This window comes from Amycolatopsis sp. EV170708-02-1, from assembly GCF_022479115.1.
Classification (GTDB): domain Bacteria; phylum Actinomycetota; class Actinomycetes; order Mycobacteriales; family Pseudonocardiaceae; genus Amycolatopsis.
This window is the reverse complement of sequence record NZ_CP092497.1, coordinates 2,387,419-2,405,207: the sequence shown is the minus strand read 5'-3', so window position 1 is coordinate 2,405,207 and position 17,789 is coordinate 2,387,419. Positions and strand designations below refer to the sequence as shown.

16 protein-coding genes are annotated in these 17,789 nt (G+C 69.7%); 8 read left to right on the top strand and 8 right to left on the bottom strand.

The annotated features are described in order from the left end of the window. Window positions 1–16 precede the first annotated feature (16 nt). Complete coding sequence (locus tag MJQ72_RS11055; protein WP_240599113.1) at window positions 17–736, top strand: TetR/AcrR family transcriptional regulator; 720 nt, start codon at window positions 17–19, stop codon at window positions 734–736. Here the strand turns inward: MJQ72_RS11055 and MJQ72_RS11050 are convergent. Next, the gene (locus MJQ72_RS11050; RefSeq protein ID WP_240599112.1) at window positions 720–1,325 is read right to left on the bottom strand and encodes a TetR/AcrR family transcriptional regulator; all 606 of its coding nucleotides are present in this window, start codon (window positions 1,323–1,325) and stop codon (window positions 720–722) included. The two genes, MJQ72_RS11055 and MJQ72_RS11050, sit on opposite strands and share 17 nt — an antisense overlap. A gap of 87 nt (window positions 1,326–1,412) precedes the next feature. Between MJQ72_RS11050 and MJQ72_RS11045 the strand changes: the two genes are divergently transcribed. Then, entirely contained in the window at window positions 1,413–2,294 is an 882-nt protein-coding gene (locus MJQ72_RS11045; protein WP_240599111.1) for an alpha/beta fold hydrolase, read from the top strand. On the opposite strand, the gene MJQ72_RS11040 is transcribed toward MJQ72_RS11045, so the two are convergent. Together MJQ72_RS11040 and MJQ72_RS11035 are read right to left on the bottom strand one after the other, a co-directional pair. Continuing rightward, the gene (locus MJQ72_RS11040) at window positions 2,239–3,393 is read right to left on the bottom strand and encodes a hypothetical protein (RefSeq protein ID WP_240599110.1); all 1,155 of its coding nucleotides are present in this window, start codon (window positions 3,391–3,393) and stop codon (window positions 2,239–2,241) included. The genes MJQ72_RS11045 and MJQ72_RS11040 overlap by 56 nt on opposite strands. An 85-nt stretch (window positions 3,394–3,478) precedes the next feature. Beyond that, window positions 3,479–4,111: a TIGR03086 family metal-binding protein gene (locus MJQ72_RS11035; protein ID WP_240599109.1), complete on the bottom strand. Its 633-nt coding sequence runs from the start codon at window positions 4,109–4,111 to the stop codon at window positions 3,479–3,481. 70 nt (window positions 4,112–4,181) lie between these two features. Between MJQ72_RS11035 and MJQ72_RS11030 the strand changes: the two genes are divergently transcribed. Further along, window positions 4,182–4,610, top strand: coding sequence for a MarR family winged helix-turn-helix transcriptional regulator (locus MJQ72_RS11030; RefSeq protein WP_240599108.1), 429 nt, complete (start codon window positions 4,182–4,184; stop codon window positions 4,608–4,610). A 1-nt stretch (window position 4,611) separates the two neighbouring features. On the opposite strand, the gene MJQ72_RS11025 is transcribed toward MJQ72_RS11030, so the two are convergent. After that, complete coding sequence (locus tag MJQ72_RS11025) at window positions 4,612–5,223, bottom strand: hypothetical protein (RefSeq protein WP_240599107.1); 612 nt, start codon at window positions 5,221–5,223, stop codon at window positions 4,612–4,614. 90 nt (window positions 5,224–5,313) lie between these two features. Here MJQ72_RS11025 and MJQ72_RS11020 point away from each other — a divergent pair, with 90 nt between their 5' ends. From MJQ72_RS11020 to MJQ72_RS11010, 3 genes are read left to right on the top strand one after another with little or no spacing between them, the layout of a single operon-like run. Next, a complete protein-coding gene (locus MJQ72_RS11020) occupies window positions 5,314–6,489 on the top strand; it encodes a hypothetical protein (RefSeq protein WP_240599106.1) in 1,176 nt (391 codons plus the stop codon). Next, window positions 6,393–8,309, top strand: a complete 1,917-nt coding sequence (locus MJQ72_RS11015; protein WP_240599105.1) for a DEAD/DEAH box helicase — start codon at window positions 6,393–6,395, stop codon at window positions 8,307–8,309. Before MJQ72_RS11020 ends, MJQ72_RS11015 begins: the two co-directional genes overlap by 97 nt. Then, window positions 8,302–9,006, top strand: coding sequence for a hypothetical protein (locus tag MJQ72_RS11010; protein WP_240599104.1), 705 nt, complete (start codon window positions 8,302–8,304; stop codon window positions 9,004–9,006). The genes MJQ72_RS11015 and MJQ72_RS11010 overlap by 8 nt, the downstream gene beginning before the upstream one ends. Here MJQ72_RS11010 and MJQ72_RS11005 read toward each other — a convergent pair. Beyond that, window positions 8,994–9,992, bottom strand: a complete 999-nt coding sequence (locus tag MJQ72_RS11005; RefSeq protein ID WP_240599103.1) for an enoyl-CoA hydratase/isomerase family protein — start codon at window positions 9,990–9,992, stop codon at window positions 8,994–8,996. The two genes, MJQ72_RS11010 and MJQ72_RS11005, sit on opposite strands and share 13 nt — an antisense overlap. Window positions 9,993–10,121: 129 nt before the next feature. Between MJQ72_RS11005 and MJQ72_RS11000 the strand changes: the two genes are divergently transcribed. Further along, window positions 10,122–11,777 (top strand): DUF885 family protein, encoded by a 1,656-nt coding sequence (locus tag MJQ72_RS11000; protein ID WP_240599102.1) that lies wholly within the window; start codon window positions 10,122–10,124, stop codon window positions 11,775–11,777. A 21-nt stretch (window positions 11,778–11,798) separates the two neighbouring features. Here the strand turns inward: MJQ72_RS11000 and MJQ72_RS10995 are convergent, their stop codons facing one another. Continuing rightward, window positions 11,799–14,321, bottom strand: a complete 2,523-nt coding sequence (locus MJQ72_RS10995) for a LamG-like jellyroll fold domain-containing protein (protein ID WP_396426936.1) — start codon at window positions 14,319–14,321, stop codon at window positions 11,799–11,801. Between the two features lie 212 nt (window positions 14,322–14,533). Then, on the bottom strand, window positions 14,534–15,055 hold the full coding sequence (locus MJQ72_RS10990; RefSeq protein ID WP_240599101.1) for an HAD domain-containing protein: 522 nt from the start codon (window positions 15,053–15,055) through the stop codon (window positions 14,534–14,536). Between the two features lie 149 nt (window positions 15,056–15,204). On the opposite strand from MJQ72_RS10990, the gene MJQ72_RS10985 reads away from it, so the two are divergent. Beyond that, window positions 15,205–16,788 carry an FAD-binding oxidoreductase gene (locus MJQ72_RS10985; protein WP_240599099.1) on the top strand — a complete coding sequence of 528 codons (1,584 nt, stop codon included), beginning with the start codon at window positions 15,205–15,207 and terminating at the stop codon, window positions 16,786–16,788. Here MJQ72_RS10985 and MJQ72_RS10980 read toward each other — a convergent pair. After that, the gene (locus MJQ72_RS10980) at window positions 16,763–17,686 is read right to left on the bottom strand and encodes a LysR family transcriptional regulator (RefSeq protein WP_240599098.1); all 924 of its coding nucleotides are present in this window, start codon (window positions 17,684–17,686) and stop codon (window positions 16,763–16,765) included. The genes MJQ72_RS10985 and MJQ72_RS10980 overlap by 26 nt on opposite strands. Window positions 17,687–17,789 lie beyond the last annotated feature (103 nt).

Genomic DNA, 17,789 nt, shown 5'->3' with positions numbered 1-17,789 from the left:
GTGCAACAATGCCCCGATGGACGACGTCGAGATCGAGTTGCTGCCGCCGGGCACGGCGCTGGCCTGGGGGCACGCCCCGGCGCCCCGGCGCGGGCCGAAACCGGGATACAGCCTCGACCAGATCGTCGACGCGGCCATCGCGCAGGCCGACGCGGAAGGCTATGCGGGACTGTCCATGCCTTCGATCGCCAAACGCCTCGGCGTCACCGCGAACGCGCTTTACCGGTATCTGAGCTCCAAAGAGGAACTGCTCGTGCTCGTGGCCGAAGCGGCCTGGGGGCCGCCGCCGGAGCCGGCGCCCGGCGATTGGCGCGCCGCGGTCACGGCCTGGGCCCGCGCGCTCCTGGAACGCTGCCGCCGTCATCCGTGGCTGATCGACCTGCCGGTGCGGCGCGCGCCCAGTACGCCGAATCTCTTGGGGTGGCTGGAGAACTTCCTTGAGGGGATGGCGGATTCGGGACTGGGCGCCCAGGACGTCACGGGCTGCGCGGTGCTGGTCGACGGATGGGTGCGCAGCACCGCGTCGTTGCTTCGGGACGTGAACGCGAGCCCTTCCGATCAGGTGCGGGCGCTCGGCTCGTTCCTGGGGCCGCGTCTCGAAGAGCGGGGCTATATCCGCGTCGCCGCCGTGATCTCCGGTGAGGCGTACGCCGAAGAGGGAATCGAGGAAGCGGACATCGAGTTCGGTCTCGGTCGCATCCTGGACGGCATCGAAGCGCTCATCGAGCGCCGCTGAACACCCCGTCCAGCCGGTAGTCGACGATCTCCGACGCGCGCTCGGCCGTGTAGGCGTCGACCATGATCGCCGTGACGAGGCCGGCGGACATCGTCGCGAGGGAGTCCGCCTCGAGACGGGGGTCGAGGCGGGCGGGAACGTCGCCTTTCTCCTGGGCTGCGCGAAGCAGCTCGGTGATCGCGTGGACCAGGTGGGGCAGAAGCGGTTCCTGATCGGGATCCTGGCTCCCGCGTGTGACGTCGACGGCGAAATACGCGATCTGGACGGCGGAGAGCATGCGGGCGCGCTCGCCGTCCGGCAGGACGGAGGTCAGATAGGCGCGCACGATGGTGCGCTCGTCCTCCGACTTCATCGCCTCGCCGATGGTCTTCCCGGCGTGCTCCATGGTCAGCTCGACGATCCGCTGCCAGGAGAAGCGCAGCATCTCTTCCTTGGTCGGGAAGTAGTACTGGACCAGGTTCATCGAGATGCCCGCCTCCGCGGCCACCGCACGCAGCGTGACCGCCTGCAGTCCTTGGGCGGCGGCGATCCGGAAGAGCGCCTCCGCGATCTCGCGCCTGCGCTCTTGGTGGTCCACACGTTTCGGCACGCGGTCACTCTGCCATGCCGGTGAGGGGTGGCCGAAATGGCCACCCACTGTTATGGTGCAAGTGCACCATAAAACCGAGGAGGCCCGATGCTGGGGGAGTTCACCGACAAGAAGGCCGAGGAGCGTTTCTTCGCCGTCTACGACGAGGTTCTGCGGAAGTGGCCGGTTCCCGCCGAAGAGCTGGACGTCGACACGAGATTCGGCCCGACGCGAGTTCGCAGCTCCGGCCCGGAGGGCGGCCCGCCGATCGTGCTGCTTTCCGGCGGGATGGGCACGTCACTGTCCTGGTATCCGCATATCGCCGAACTCGCCGTCCGGTACCGGGTCCACGCGGTCGACTCCCTCGGCGAGCCCGGGCGATCGATCCAGACCGCGCCGCTCGAGTCCGCGCAAGACTGCGCGGACTGGCTCGCCGAGGTCGTCGAAGGCGTGCTCGCGGGAACAGGCCACGAAAAGGTCCATCTCGCCGGTGTTTCGAGGGGTGGCTGGCTGGCGCTGAATCTCGCGACGCGGTCCACCGTTCGGATCGCCGGTGTCGTCGCCATCGAAGCCGCGGGGTTCGGCGTGATCGGCCGGAGCTTCATCTGGTGGAGTTTCCGCGAGATCTTCCGCTGGTTCCTGCCCAAGTGGCTCCTGCGGCTGGTGGCGTCGGGAGATCCGGACGTGCGGCACACCGTGCGACCTCTGCTCTTCGCCGCGCTCAAGTACAAGCAGCATCTTCCTGAGCTGCACCTGTTCGGCGATGACGAGCTGGCGGCGATCGACGTACCCGCCCGGATCGTCGTCGGCGAGCGCAGTGTCATCCACGACGCTCGCGCGGTGGCGTCCCGGCTCGGGTCACTGAGCCCGCACATCGAGGTCGAGGTCGTGCCCAAGGCGACTCATGGGCTCTCGTTGGAGAAGCCCGACCTCGTCACCGCCCGGATTCTCGAGTCGGTGCGAGGGTCTCGCGCCGATGCGGCGGGGTGACTCGCGGTCCATGCTCCACGGGTTGTCCGGGGATTCGGTCGCGATACGGCAGCGGGTCTTCGGTGATCGCGTTCAACGTGCGGAGATTGGCGGGCTTTCGCCAGCGGTCGGCGGTCTCGGCGACCTGATCGTGGATGTAGAGGGCGTGGCTGCACGCTTCGTGCCACGAACTGACGAGTTGCTCGCGAGTTCTCAGGCCACGGAAGAGCTCCGCGTGAAGGTCGAGGACGCAGTAGAGCGAATGACGGGCGGCTGCCACACCCGGGTTGTCGGCCGTGCCGAGCCGGTCTGGTGGCGCTCCTCCGCAGACGGGGCAATCGCAGGTCCAGAGATGGGCGAGGTCGGGTGTGTCGGCGAAGACCTCCTTGCAGGTCTCGAGTCGGTGGTAGCCGAGAAGGCGCGTCACGAACGCTGACGATCCGATCGGACGTCGCGGGCCGCGGGCTGTGACGGGATAGAGATGGCGAAGCGCGCCGATCGTGCCGACGGCCGCGGCGTGGGCGCCGTGGCAGAGCGCGCCGACCGCGGAGACGTCGGACCGCAACAAGAGGACCGGAGCCGTCGCGGCGGCCAAGAGCCGGAGGATGCCCTTGAGAAGGTACTGGCGTCCGAATGGATCGGCTTCGTGCTCGAGTACGAGCGCGACGGGCACGGCGTAACGGTTGATCTCCCGTACCAGCGCCGCACAGATCGCCGCTGTGGCGAACCATCGTGTGGACATGGGGAGTACTGCGACGGTGGGTGCCGGCTCCCTGCTCGCCGCTTGGAGAATCGCCTTCAGTCCCGTCCAATTGCGAGGCGCCAGGTAGCCGGAGTCGGTCAGGGGAACCAAGCCGAGGTCGCGTTGGCGGCGGATCCAGGCAGGGTGGGTGCCTCGGCCCGCACTGATTCTGCGCCTGCCCGAATACCGGTCGGCGTCGCAGAGGATCGGGCCGTCGAACCTCCGGTCCCGAAGCCGCCGGACGGTGTTCTCGGGCGAGGCACCGGTCAGGACGAGACCCGCGCCGGTCTGCTCGGCGATGTCGAGGACAGACGCCACCGTGGCCGACCGGCATTGGATCAACAGCCGGCCACGGAACGCGTCCAGCGAATGGTCCATCCTCCGACGGTGAACCACGTCTTGGCCCCTGTCACCGGCCGTCACACCGATGCCGGTCGACATCGAGCCGATGGAGCAGCGGTTCTCACGCAGAGCGCGGCGTGAGGTTCCTGTGGGGGACCACCTCGTCCGGCCACGATGGGGAGCGACCCAGCAGGGCCATGATCGTGTCCAAATCGGACTGTCCCGTCGCGTCGACGGCCGGTGCGAAAGCGGCTCCCGGCGCGTTCCGGCTCTTTCCGTCCGGGATCGCCTTGGCGAACCGCAGCCCGGCGTCGAGGACCTCTCGCTGGAACGTGATCGGCAGGCCGAGGGTTTTGGCCACGTCCCACGAGTGCACCAGGTAGTCCACGAAATGGAAGCCGAGAGCCTGCTCCGCGGTGAAGGTGACTTCGGTGGAGAACTCGGGAAGGGCGAACTTCCGGTCGGCGAGGTCGTGGGGGACGAAGGCGTTCAGCACGCGGTTCACCGAGGCGCGGTAGGTGCCGACGGGGTCGTCGCCCAGCGGGAGCAGCCGCCAATGGTCGAGGTGGCTTTCGCCTTCGGCCGCGGCGGCGAAGCCGTGATGCTGGGTGGCCATGTGCGCCAGCAGGCCGTGCAGGGTCCAGGCGCTGCACGGTGTCGGTTTCGCCAGGTCGGCGGGGGTGATCTTGGTGACGAGATCCAGGCTGGCCCGGGTCACGATGGCGTCGAGGATGCGGAGTTCATCAATAGGCATGTGCATATCATCTACATATGCATACGAGTTCGTCAACCGGTACCGGAACTCCGGTCGGTATGGTCTGCGCATGGCGGAGCAGGGGAGGCCGGATCTGGCGGCGATGCTCGGTGGGCTGATGCGACGGCTGATGAACGCCGAGACGCCGGTGCTGGCCGAGCACGGGTTGACCATGTGGGGCTACGTGGTGCTGAGCGCCCTCGACGACGGGCCCGTCCGCACGCAGGCCGCCCTCGCCAAGGCGATCGGCGCGGACAAGACCCGGATCATCGGCACCCTCGACGCCCTCCAAGCGGACGGGTTGATCACCCGCGAGCCGGATCCGAAGGACCGCCGGGTCCGGCTGCTGGGGATCACCGAGGCGGGCCGCGCGTCGCGGCGGTCGGCTCAAGCCCGGATCCAGGAGCAGGAGGAACGGTTGCTCGGTCAGCTGTCGGCCGCCGACCGCAAGGCGTTCCTCAAGGCCGCGCGCGTGCTTTCCGAAGCGCGCTGGCCGTGAGTCAGCCCAGCTCCTCCACGACCATCCCGGCCGGATAGTCCGACGGCGACCGGCGCCACCACGCGCTGAACGCCTGTGCCAGCCGCCGCGGCACCTCGACCTGCGCACCGCCCCCATGGAACTCGATCGTGACCAGCAAGGCCTCGATATCCCAGGGGATCCGCCGGGCCAGTTTCGCGTAGTCGGCGCTGGCGGACACGAACGTGACCGCCTTCGTCGCGCCGATCCGGCGTGCTTCCCCCAGTACGGCGTCCGCGAGCACGCCTGGCGGCCAGTCACTGAGCCGCAGTTTCCGGTCGTAGTAGGAGATCGGCTCGTCGGCGCGCAGGATCCCGTAGCCGCCGCTGAGGATCAGCAACCGTCCGGACGCGGCGGCCTCGCCCAGCGCGCCGCCGACGTTGCGGTAGAAGTTCCCGTTGTAGCGCTGCCACGCGGGCAGCAGTCCGCCATCGTCCACCTTGGACATCGCCAGGACGTCTGCCCGTGCGCGAAGCATCGGCTCCGGCCAGGTGGCACCGGATTCCAGTACGTCGCCGCCCCGGTGCTTGCCCTTCGAGGGGCCGAGGATGGTCAGCGCCTCGCGCGGATCGATCGTGTCCAGGACCGTTTCCATCGGGAGGACCGTAGCAGCCGGGCCCCTCGCTGACCGGCCGCTGATCGGGGCCGGGCATGCTGGAGGGACCAGACCGCGGAGAGGGGGAACATGTCGCCACTGGTCGTGCACGGCTTGTGGTCCCGTGGCCGCGGGATCGTGCTCTGGGGCGAACACGGCGCCCGCCCGGCGACGACGTCGATGCGGCCGTCGAGCGCGGCCCGGCCGCATCCGTTCGCCGCGTCGGTGGCGGATCTGACCGCCCTGCATCCCGGCAAGCCGGCGACGGCAGTCCTGCTGTTGCCGTCGCGGCGCGGCGGCCCGATCGCCTCGCCCGAGCTGGGCGCGCGGGGCCGTCCGCAGCCGGAACCGACGCTGGAACCCTGGTCGGTGCCGGCGCTCCTGATCGACCCGTCGGAGCTGGAGGACCTGGCCGAGACGGTCGGCTACGGCACTTCGGTCCGCCATCTCCGTGCCGTCGTCCGGCTGGCGGACGACCTGGTCCGCCGCGGCCGGGTGCTGCCGACGCTCGTGCGGAACGAGATCGTGGCGCGGGCGCGCTGGCGTCCGGTGGCCAGGGGTGGTGACGCGGTCGCGGTCCGGGCGCTGATCGCGGCCACCCCACCGGTCGGCCGGGCCGAACATCCCGGGCCGGATCCGGCGGCGCTCGTCACCGACGCCCTCCACACCCTGGTCGACGCCGCGGTCCGCGATCGGCTGGGTGCCGCCGGGCTCGCCACGGAAAGCGACGGGCGCGAAGGACCGTTCGGGTCGTGGCTCCACGCGCTGAAGAGCGCCGATGACCGGGTAACGCAGTCGCCGGGACGGATGGGGATCGTCGCCGAGGGCATCGCGGCGTGGGACGCGATCGGCGACACGGACCTCACCGAGGGCACGGTCTGCCTCCGGCTCGACGAGGTTCCGACGTTGCACGGCCCGGCCGACGATCCGGACGACCAGACCGGTGACGGGACCAAGTGGCAGCTGCGTTTCCTCCTGCGCTCCGCGGCCGACCCCAGTCTCCTGCTCCCGGCCGAGGACGTCTGGTCCGGCAAGGCGGGCGCGAAGTTCACCGACCCGAAGGTCTCTTCGCCGCCGAGCTGGAGCGTGCCGCCGGGGTACTGCCGCTGCTCGGCCCCGCGGTCGAGGCCGAGAGGCCGGGCACCTACGACCTCACTGTCGCCGAAGCCGTGGAGTTCCTCGATGGCGGCGCGGAACAGCTGGTCGCGGCCGGATTCGACGTCCAGCTCCCGGCGAGCTGGGGCGGCAGGCGGAAGCTCGCGCTGAAGCTGTCCGTCCGCGGCGCGCCGGTCGACCAGGCCGCCGTGCACCGGCTCGGGCGGCATCAGCTCGCCTCGTATCGCTGGGCGCTCGCGGTCGGGGAGGACGCGCTGACCGACGAGGAACTCGCCGGGCTCGCGGCCGCGAAGTCGTCGTTGGTGCGGCTGCGCGGCCGGTGGGTGAGCGTGGACCCGGAGCTGCTGCGCGCGGGCCTGGAGTACCTCCGCCGCGATCCGGGCCGCGAGAAACCGCCGCTGCCCACCCCGGCGGACCTGCTGGAGTTGCTCCGCGGCGGCTTCGAAGCGCCGTTGCCGGTCACCGAAGTCACCACCGACGGCTGGATCGACGACTTCCTCGCCGGACGAATCCAGCGCACGATCGAGCCGGTCGAGCTGCCGCCGACCTTCGTGGCGACGCTGAGGCCCTATCAGAGCCGTGGTGTCGCCTGGCTTTCGTTCATGACGTCGGTCGGGCTCGGCGCCTGCCTCGCCGACGACATGGGGCTGGGCAAGACCGTCCAGCTCCTCGCGCTCGAAGCGAGGGAGAGGGCGCACGGCGACACAGGGCCGACACTGCTGGTCTGCCCGATGTCGTTGCTCGGGACGTGGCAGCGGGAAGCCGCCAAATTCGCCCCGGAGTTGCGTGTCCACCTCCATCACGGTGCCGAGCGCGGCCGCGTGCGGGCCGAGGGCGTGGATCTCGTCGTCACCACCTACTCGACCGCGGCCCGCGACGCCGACGAACTCGCGGGCATCCGCTGGCACCGGCTCGTGCTCGACGAGGCGCAGGCGGTCAAGAACCAGAACACCGGACCCGCACAGGCCTTGCGCCGGATCCCGGCCGGGCACCGGGTCGCGCTGACCGGGACGCCGGTGGAGAACCGGCTCGCCGACCTGTGGTCGCTTTCGGATCTGCTCAACCCCGGCGTCCTCGGTGGCAGGCAAGAGTTCCGTGAGCGGTTCGAGGTGCCGATCGAGCGCCGGGGAGACCTCGCCGCGGCCACTGAGCTGCGCCGGCTGACCCGGCCGTTCCTGTTGCGGCGCCTCAAAACCGACCCCACCGTCCTCGAGGACCTGCCCGAGAAGATCGAGATCCTGCAGGAATACCGGCTCACCCGCGAACAGGTGACGCTGTACCGCGCGACCGTGGACGAGATGATGACGAAGATCGCCGACAGCGCCGGGGTCAAACGGCGCGGCAACATCCTCGCCGCGATCACCAAGCTCAAGCAGATCTGCAACCATCCCGCGCATCTGCTGCACGACGGTTCGCCGATCGGGCACCGCTCCGGCAAGGTCGACCGGCTCGAAGAACTCCTGGCGGAGATCCTGGACTCGGGCGACCGCGCGCTGTGCTTCACCCAGTTCGCCGAGTTCGGCCACCTGCTCGTGCCGCATCTCTCGCACCGGCTGAACGTGAAGATCGCCTTCCTGCACGGCGGACTGTCACAGCGGCGCCGAGACTCGATCGTCGAGCACTTCCAGTCGGGCGAGGGCCCGTCGATCCTGCTCGCGTCGCTGAAGACCGGGGGAGCGGGGCTGACCCTCACCGCCGCCACCCACGTCCTGCATCTCGACCGGTGGTGGAATCCGGCGGTCGAGGAACAGGCCACCGATCGCGCGTTCCGCATCGGCCAGCGGCGCAGCGTCCAGGTGCGGAAGTTCGTCTGTCCCGGAACCATCGAGGAACGGATCGACGACGTCATCACCAAGAAGGAGGCGCTGGCCGATCTCGTCGTCACCGACGGGGAGGACTGGCTCACCGAGCTGTCCACCGATTCGCTGCGCGAGGTCTTCACGCTCGGCCGGGAGGCGGCCGATGACTGAGGGATTCCGCCGGGCGCTCGACGAATTGGGTGTCCACAGAGGACTCGTGCCGCCCTGCACGGTCGACACGTTCACGCTCGGGCCGGGGGCCGCCGTCGCCAGGGTCCGGGTGACCAGGCAACGGTTCTACGAGGTCCGGATCGGTTTGCCAGCGTTCGGCAAACAGGTGTGGACGGCCGTCGTCGCCGCCGTCGTCGCGGACGAGCCCACGAGGGCCGCCCTGCTCGACGGACGGGTCCCGGACGGCATCGATCGCTTCTTCGCCGCCGAGCAGGTGCCGCTGTTCCCCGAGGCGGCGTGGGAACTGTCGCTGGACTGCACGTGTCCCGGCACCCGCGTCCCGTGCGATCACCTCGTCGCGAGCCTGATCGCCCTCGAGGGGGACACGGATCCGTTCTCGATCTTCACGCTCCGCGGCCGCGATCGCGCGACCCTGCTCGAAGAGATCGGACGGCAGGCGGGTGCGCGCGTGACAGCTCCCGCCGCGGAAGACGAGACACCGGTGCTCGACGAGGTGATGGACGATTTCTTCGGCTGGGGCCCGGCCGGGGACGTCACGAACAGGCGACGCCCGGCCGCCGGGGATCCGCTGGGACTGCTCGACGAGGTCCCGCCGCTCAAGGCCACAGTGGACGGGAAATCGGTCACCGCCCTGCTACGGCCGCTCTACCGGGCGATCACCGGTCAGGAGAAGTAGGCGTCGACGATCCTTTCGTCCACTTCGGACAGAGTGGCGGGCGACCACTTCGGCGCACGGTCCTTGTCGATGATCTGTGCCCGGATGCCTTCGGCGAACTCGGCGGTCGAGAGTGCGTGGGCCGAGATCCGGTATTCCTGAGCCAGCACGGTTCCCAGGTCGGGCATCGCCGCCGCCGATCGGAGCGCCCGCAGGGTCACCTTCAGCGTGGTCGGCGACTTCGCCTCGATCTCCTTCGCGGCGGTGGCGGCCGCGTCACCCCCGGCGTGAAGCCGGGCCAGGATCTCTTCGACGGTGTCCGCCGCGTAGCAGTGGTCGATCCAGGCGGCGTCCGCGGCCAGCGCGCTCGGCGGCGCGGGCTCGGAGATCAGCTCCAGCGCGGCGTCCGTGGGGCGCGACGCGAGTGCGTCGAGCAGGTCCGGGATCCGTTCACTGGGCACGAAGTGATCGGCGAGTCCACAGTGGATCGCGTCGGGCCCGGAGATCGCCCCGGCGGTGAGCGCGATATGCGTCCCGAGTTCGCCGGGAGTCCGCGACAACAGATACGTGCCGCCGACGTCGGGGACGAAACCGATGCCGGTCTCGGGCATGCCGACGCGGGAGCGTTCGGTGACGATCCGGTGGCTGCCGTGCGCGGAGACGCCGACCCCGCCGCCCATCACGAGCCCGTCCATGAGCGCGAGATACGGCTTGGGGTAGCGCGAGATCAGGAGGTTGAGCCGGTACTCGTCGGCCCAGAACCGCAACGACGCGGTGCCGCCGCCGCGCGCGTCTTCGTAGATGGCGCGGATGTCGCCGCCGGCGCAGAGCCCGCGATCGCCGGCGCCGTCGATCAGCACGGCACGGACTTCGGGATCGGCGCGCCACGCTTCGAGGTGGTCGAGCATGGCGAGCACCATGCCGTGGTTCAGCGAGTTCAGCGCACGCGGCCGGTTCAGCGTGATCCGGCCGATTCCGCTCTCGACAAGGAACTGGACGTCGTTCACCAAGCCACCCTAAAAGTAGGAAGTCCTACTATGTGGAGGTTGTGGCGTACGCCTCGATCTCGAGGAACCCGCTTTGCGATTGCTAATATCTGCCAGCGATCGCCGGGTCCGGTCTGGTAGTCATCGGTCATGAGCGATGAGCCCACCGCGGCGGAGCTGGCCGACGAACTCCTCGACGTCCTCGCGACCGAACTCCCTTTGATGGCGACGTTCGACAACGTCCCCGGGCACGACCACGAACTGCGGGACGTTTCGGAGGCGGGCGACGACCGGTTGCGGGAGCGGGCCGTCCGGATCGCCGGGCAGGCCGCGCGGTCCACCGATCCGGACCGGATCACCCTCGGGGTCGTCGCCCATCACGCGGAATCGCTCCTGACCAGGCTCGATTCGCGGCTGACGGAATTCATCCTCGCCGATCCGATGGTGGCCGAGGGGATCGGGGCGCTGGCGTGGCTTCCGCAGCTGGAGCCGTCGGGGGAACAGGCGGAGGAGGACTATCTGGCCAGGCTGGCGGCGTTCCCGGAGTTCTTCGCGGCACTGGCCGAGCGCCACCGGGCCGGGGTGGCGGCGGGCCGGACGCCGGCGGAACGCGCGGTGCGTAACGCCGTCGACTACCTGGACCGGATCCTGGCCGCCGAACGCCACCCGGTGCTCGTCCCGACGCTGACCGGCGACCGTGTCGCGCGACGGGAGCGGCTGTTCACCGAGCGGGTGCGGCCGGCGCTTGTCGCCTATCGCGAGGTGCTCGTCCGGGAGATCGCCGGACGTGGCCGCCCCGACGACCGGCCGGGCCTCTGCTGGCTGGAGGGCGGCAAGGAGAGTTACGCCGGCCTGGTCAAGACGCACACCACCACCGGGATCTCGCCGGAGGAACTGCACGAGACCGGTCTCGAACTCGGCCGGGCGCTGGACGAGGAGTACCGGCGGCTCGGCGCGGCCGTGTTCGGCGAGGACGATCCCGCCGCGGTCCGGCTGCGGATGCGCACCGATCCGTCGCTGCGCTGGCGGGACGCGGACGAGATGATCACGACCGCGTCGGAAGCGGTCGCGCGGGCCGCGGCCGCCGCGCCCGGCTGGTTCCGGCGGATACCGTCGGCCGAATGCGTGGTGCGCCCCGTGCCGGAAGCCGACGGGCCGTCGGCCGCGCAGGCGTACTACATGCCGCCGTCGGCGGACGGCAGCCGTCCCGGCGTCTACTCCACCAACACCTACCGGGTGACCGAGCGGTTCCGGTTCATCGCCGAGTCCGTCGCCTTCCACGAAGCCGTTCCAGGGCACCATTTCCAGGCCTGCGTGTCCTTCGAACTCGACGACGTGCCGCGGCTGCGCAAACTCGTCCCGCTGTCGGCGTTCGACGAGGGCTGGGCGCTCTACACCGAACGGCTCGCCGACGAGATGGGGCTGTACTCGGACGACGTGATGCGGCTGGGCATGGTCGCCGAAGATTCCTTGCGCGCCGCGCGGCTCGTCGTCGACACCGGACTGCACGCGCTGGGCTGGAGCAGGCAGCGATGCGTGGACTACCTCGCCGAACATTGCGTGCTCAGCGATGTCGAGGTTCAGTCGGAGACCGACCGCTACATCGAATGGCCAGGGCAGGCGCTGTCGTACATGACGGGCAGGCTGGAGATCCAGCGGTTGCGCGCCTTCGCCGTGGAACAGCTCGGAGAGGCGTTCGACATCCGCGACTTCCACGACGTGGTGCTGAGGAACGGGCAGGTGCCGCTGCCCGTGCTCGGCGACATCGTGCGGGAATGGGTGACGGACACGCGGCGCCGGGAGTGACCCGGCGCCGCGTGCTCGGGCTCAGTCGCGCTTCGCGAGCGTCGCGACCTCGGCGTCGGACAGCGGCCGGTCGAAGAACCGGACGTCGTCCACCGCGCCGCGCAGGAAGTCGACCTGCTGGCCGCCGTACTGGCCGCGGCCGATGACCGTGTGCCCGGTGCTCGGGGCGGCCGAACAGGCGTTCTGCGAGGCGACCTTCGTGCCGTCGACGTACAGCGACAACGTGCCCGCCTTCGCGTCGCGGACGCCGGTCAGGTGGTACCAGCGACCGACTTCCGGCTTCTCCGGCGACAGGGCGCGAAGGCCGACGAAGCTCATCGCCCACCGCTGGTCCTGCCCGGAGTACTGCAGGAAGAAGGCGCTGTCGCGGCCGGTGTCCTGGCTGACGACGGTCTGGAACGCGCCGCTCGCCTCATCCAGCTTGGCCCACGCCGAAACCGAGTAGCTCCCGGCTGTGTTGACGAGGTTCGCCCCGGTATCGGCCTGCCCGTTGCCCGCGAAGGCCAGCGCACCGGCCTGGACACCGCCTGCCCACTGCGCGTTGGTCAGTGTGGCGTGCGCCGTGCCGACCGAGTCCTTGGCGCTGGATCCGGTGCCCTCGTCGAACTTGTAGGCGTGCACACCGTCGATCCCGGGAGTGCCGGGGCCCGGATCGGGCGCGCCCGATCCGCTGCCGTCGGCGTTGCGGATGATCGCCTGGTTGACCGCCCGCACCTGCGCGAAGTCCATCTTCTTCACCTGCCTGTCGTAGGTGAAGAAGCCGTTGACCTCGTGCTCGACGTCGGTGATCTGCGTGTAGATCGAGCCGCTGATACCGCAGCTCTGTGCCGCCGCGAGCACGTCGCGCTGGTTCTGGACGTAGCGGCTGTTCAGGGTCGCCTGGTCCTTCACCATCTCGTAGGCGTGTCCTTCGCCGAACCACATGTGGTCCTCGATCTCGAGACCGTAGCCGCCGTGCTCGCCGTCGATCGAGATCCGCTTGGCGTCGGGCATCGGCTTCGCGGGGCCGGGGTAGGCGTGCCAGTCGAGGACGTCGCCCTTACCCGAGTCGCCGAGCGAATCGCAGCAGTTGACCCCGCTGTGCGCGTTGACCAGCCGGGTCGGGTCCTGGGCCTTGACGCTCTCGGCGACCTTGCCGGTCTCCTCGCGCGACCACTCCGCCCAGCCTTCGTTGAACGGCACGTAGCCGACGATCGAGGTCCAGTTCTTCTTCTGCTCCACCAGTTCCCTCAGCTCGGCCTTGAACTGCTGCTGGGCGTCGACGGGCGGGCGGCCGCCGGTGCGCATCGACGGCATGTCCTGCCAGACGAGCAGGCCGAGCTTGTCGGCGTGGTGATACCAGCGGTCGGGTTCGGTCTTGATGTGCTTGCGGACCGTGTTGAACCCGAGGACCTTGTGCTGTTCGAGGTCGAACCGCAGCGCCTGGTCGGTCGGCGCGGTGTAGATGCCGTCCGGCCAGTAGCCCTGGTCCAAAGTGGACTGGAGGAAGAGGATCTTGCCGTTGAGGGTGAACCGGAGTTTGCCGTCGGCGCCCTTCGCGGTGCCGAATTCACGCATGCCGAAGTAGGACGACACCTTGTCGACGGTGCGGCGGCCGTCCTTCAGTTCGACGTCGAGGTCGTAGAGGAACGGCGAATCCGGTGACCAGAGTTTCGCCTTGGGCACCGGCAGCGAGATCGTCCCGGCCGCGGACGCCGTGCTGCGGCTGACCACCTTCCGGCCGTCGCGGACCACGGCCTCGACGGTCAGCCCGGAGTTCCCTCCGGTGTCGACGGTGAGCTTGAGCGTGGAGGACTTGAGGTCGGGGACCATGCCGAGCGTGCCGACGTGCTTGGCCGCGACCGGTTCCATCCACACCGTCTGCCAGATACCCGAGGCGCCTTCGTAGAAGATCCCGCGGTCGGGGACGCGGCGCTGTTTGCCGACGGGCTGCCAGGTGGCGTCGGTGCGGTCCTCGACGCCGACGATGATCTCCTGCTCTCCCCGGGGTTTCAGCGCCGAGGTGACGTCCGCGGAGAACGCGCCGTAGCCGCCCTGGTGCGCGGCGACCTCCTTGCCGTTGACGTAGACCTTCGCCTTGTAGTCGACCGCGCCGAAGTTGATCCGGAGGGTGTTGTCCTTGCCGACGTTCCAGTTCCGGGGCACGGTGAACGTGCGCCGGTACCACATGAAGTCCTCGTGCCGCTGGATCCCGGACAGCGCCGATTCGGTGGGGTAGGGGACCAGGATCTTCTCGGCGAGCTTCTCGCCGAAGGGCGGGACCTCGCCGGGCGCGGCGCCGGCGAACTCCCAGACCCCGTTGAGGTTCTGCCAGTTCTCGCGCACCAGCTGCGGCCGCGGGTACTCGGGCAACGCGTTGGCGGGCGAAACCTGGTTCGTCCACGGGGTGGTCAGGCGTGGCTTGCCCATCTTCCAGCCGCTCTCCGCGGCCGTCGCGGCCCCCGACGTCAACGCCAGGGCGGTCAGGGCGACCACCGCGGCGGTCAGGGGTTTCCGGAAGCGTCTCGGCCTCCGGGGGCGTTGTGGTGACAACGTTGGCAACATCTGCTCGACACCCTTCTCCGGGGGCGGCCGCCTCGGCGGAGGTGCGCCTCCCACTGGACCTGTGCAGGCGTGAAACCACGACCCCGTGGCCGGTGGGAACCGGTGTGAGCCGGGCCACGGCTGGCCGTCAGGATGTTTTTACATCGTTGATACAACGTTGTAAAGCGTCGAAGGCGTCGAATCGGTCCTGCGCGGAAGAGCTGTCCGGTGTGTCAGGAGCGGCGGGATTCCCGCAGCCACTCGTCGAGTTCGCGGTAGTCGTCGCCGGTCAGGCCTCGCTGGGGATCGACGCGGTGCAGCAGGGCCGGTCCGGCGTGGTGGCCGGACACCCAGTCGCGATCCAGGCCGGAAATCTCGTCGTCGATCCAGGCGAACGGGCGACCCTGGGCGTGGTCCAGGAGGGGACGGGTCTTCCAGTGCAGGCCGATGCGGGCGTCGAACTCGTCGCTGTCGGACGGCTCCGGCCAGTCCACGACGGGCAGGCGGGGCAGGCCGAGCCTGGGGGAGAGGGAGTCGTTGGCGTCGTGCAGCCAGGTCGTGGCCCAGACGAGTTCGCCGGGGAGGGCCCGCAGCCGCGGTCCGTGCGAAGGGTCGAGCCTGCCGAGAAGCGGGTTCTCGTCGTGTTGCGGCAAAGGCTCGAACGACGGGTAGTGCGACGGCTCCAAGCCGAACGGGATGAGCGGGCCGTCGACGTCGAGGTAGATCAGAGGGGGCCGCTCGGGGCCGGATGTCATGGAGCGACGCTATCCGTCTTCGCGGCGCCTGCGCGGAGGCAGGCGCGCGAAGCCGCTGAAGGTGCCGGAGGCCGGGAGAGGTTCACGCGTTGACACGAGAATTGACTCGCAAGTAACTTACTATCGAGTCAGATCGAACGGAGGCGACGATGCCGGCCGAGGAGCGTTCGTGGTGGGGCTGGGGCACCACCGACGGCGAACTGTCCAAGGAAGAGTCCGACGCGCTGGTCGCCCGCACCTCGGGTGTGTTGCCCGGCCACGACTTCACCGATCACGCGCCACCGGACCCCGCGGATCTCGACCTCCCGGCGCCGAGGATCCGGCCGCCCGCGGCGCTCGCCGCGTTGTGCAGTGACGTGCCGGTCGACCGGCTGTCCCACGCCCGCGGCAAGGCGTTCCGCGACGTCGTCCGCAACCTGCTCGGACGGCTCGACCACGTCCCGGATCTGGTCGCCCGCCCGCGTACGGAACAGGACGTCGTCGACCTCCTGGACTGGTGCACCTCCTCCGGGATCCCGCTGATTCCCTACGGTGGCGGCAGTTCCGTGGTCGGCGGGGTCGAGCCGCGGTTCGACGGCCCCGCGGTTTCGATGGATCTGGCCGGTCTCGGCGAGGTGCTCGAAGTGGACACGGTCAGCCGCGCGGCCCGGATCCAGGCCGGGATTTTCGGACCGGCGCTGGAAGACCGGCTCCGGCCGCTGGGGCTGACCCTCCGGCATTTCCCGCAGTCGTTCGCCCATTCGACCCTCGGCGGCTGGCTCGCCACCCGCGCGGGCGGGCATTTCGCCACCCTCGCCACGCATATCGACGATCTCACCGAAGCGCTGCGTGTCGTCACGCCCGCCGGGATCAGCGAATCGCGGCGCCTGCCGGGATCGGGCGCCGGCCCTTCGCCGGACCGGATGTTCCTCGGCTCCGAGGGAACGCTCGGCGTGATCACCGAAGCCTGGATGCGCCTGCAGGACCGGCCGGTCTGGCAGGTGACCGCGTCCGTCGCCTTCGAACGGCAGGAAGACGCCGTCGCCGCCACCCGCGCCATCGCGCAGTCCGGGCTGTACCCGTCGAACTGCCGTCTGCTCGACCCGGCGGAGGCGTTCATCAACGCGGGCGCGAGTGTGGGCGGCGGCCTCCTGCTCGTCGCGTTCGAATCCGCCGATCACCCGGTCGACACCTGGCTCGACCGCTCGCTCGAACTGACCGCCGGCCACGGCGGTGTCGTGAAAGCCAGGCGCGGCAGGGAATCCTCCGGTCAGGACAGCGCCTCGGCCTGGCGATCGTCGTTCTTGCGGATGCCCTATCAACGCGACGCGCTGGCCCGCCGCTCCCTCATCGTGGAGACCTTCGAGACCGCGTGCACGTGGGACGGCTTCCCGGAATTCCACGACGCGATCACCTCGGCGGCCCGCGCCGCGATCGACGCGGTGTGCGGTGGCGCGGGTGTCGTCACCTGCCGGTTCAGTCACGTGTACCCCGACGGTCCCGCGCCCTACTACGGGATCTACGCCGCCGGGCGCTGGGGGAGCACGGTCGCCCAATGGGACGAGATCAAGGCCGCCGTCTCCGAGGCCATCGCGGGCCATGGCGGCACGATCACCCATCACCACGCCGTCGGCCGCGATCACCGGCCCTGGTACGACCGGCAGCGTCCCGATCCGTTCGCCGCCGCGATCACCGCCGCCAAGTCGGCGCTCGACCCGGCGGGAATCCTCAATCCGGGAGTGCTGATCGGCTGACCGGAGGGCGGACGAACGACGTCAGCAGCGCGGTGAACCGCATGGCCGCCAAGGACAATGTCCGCCCGGCCATGGTCTGCACCTGGGCTTCGCGTTTGCGGAACACGGCGTTGTCGAGCAGCACGTACGCGACCCCTTCGGTGGCCGCGTCCCGTTCGATGTCACCCAGCCCGCCGACCAGGGCGATCCCGCCGCCACAGCGGACGAATTCGTACTTCGGGCTCAGTTCGTTGCACTCCAGCACCGGATGCGCGGTGAGGTTCTCGATCCGCGCGGCGATGTCGAACAGGTCGCGCAGGCTCTGCCCGGGCGCGGGAAGTGCGAGCGGATGCGCGCAGAGTTCGGCGAGTCCTACGGAGTCACGAGTGGTCAGTGGATGATCGAGCGGGACGATCGCGTACACCGGGACCACGACGGCGCTCTCGACGCGCACCCCGTGCTGAGGCCCGGTCGCGAACGTGACGGCGACGTCGGCCGCGCCTTCGAGGACCCGGCGCGTCGCCTCTTCCCTGGTCACGACATCGATGTGGAACGTGACGTCGTGGTCGCGCCGGAAGGCGGCGATGGCCTGCGGGACCACGCGGCGGGCGAATCCTTCGGAGCAGGCGACCGTCAGGGACCGGGCGTGCAGCCCGCGGCCGGTGCGGAGTTCGTCGACGAGGACGGCCGATTCCGCCTCGCTGCGGCGGACGTGGTCGAGCAGCCGGGTCCCGGCCTCGGTCGGCACCATGCCGCGCGGATGCCGGACGAACAACGGCACCCCGATACCCGCTTCGAGTTTGGCGATCTGACGGCTGATCGCCGAGGGCGCCACCGTCAGTTCCGTCGCCGCCTCGGACACCGAGCCGGTGCGGGCGACTTCGAGGAAGTACGTCAACGCGATCGGCAGTAGTCGCATCAGAACTCCGCAGGTTTGCCGCAATGAGAACGCGGAGCACGGTAAACGGCAATGGTCACGGTACGCAAACCGACTTACGCTCCTCTGCGACACCCGTCGAGCG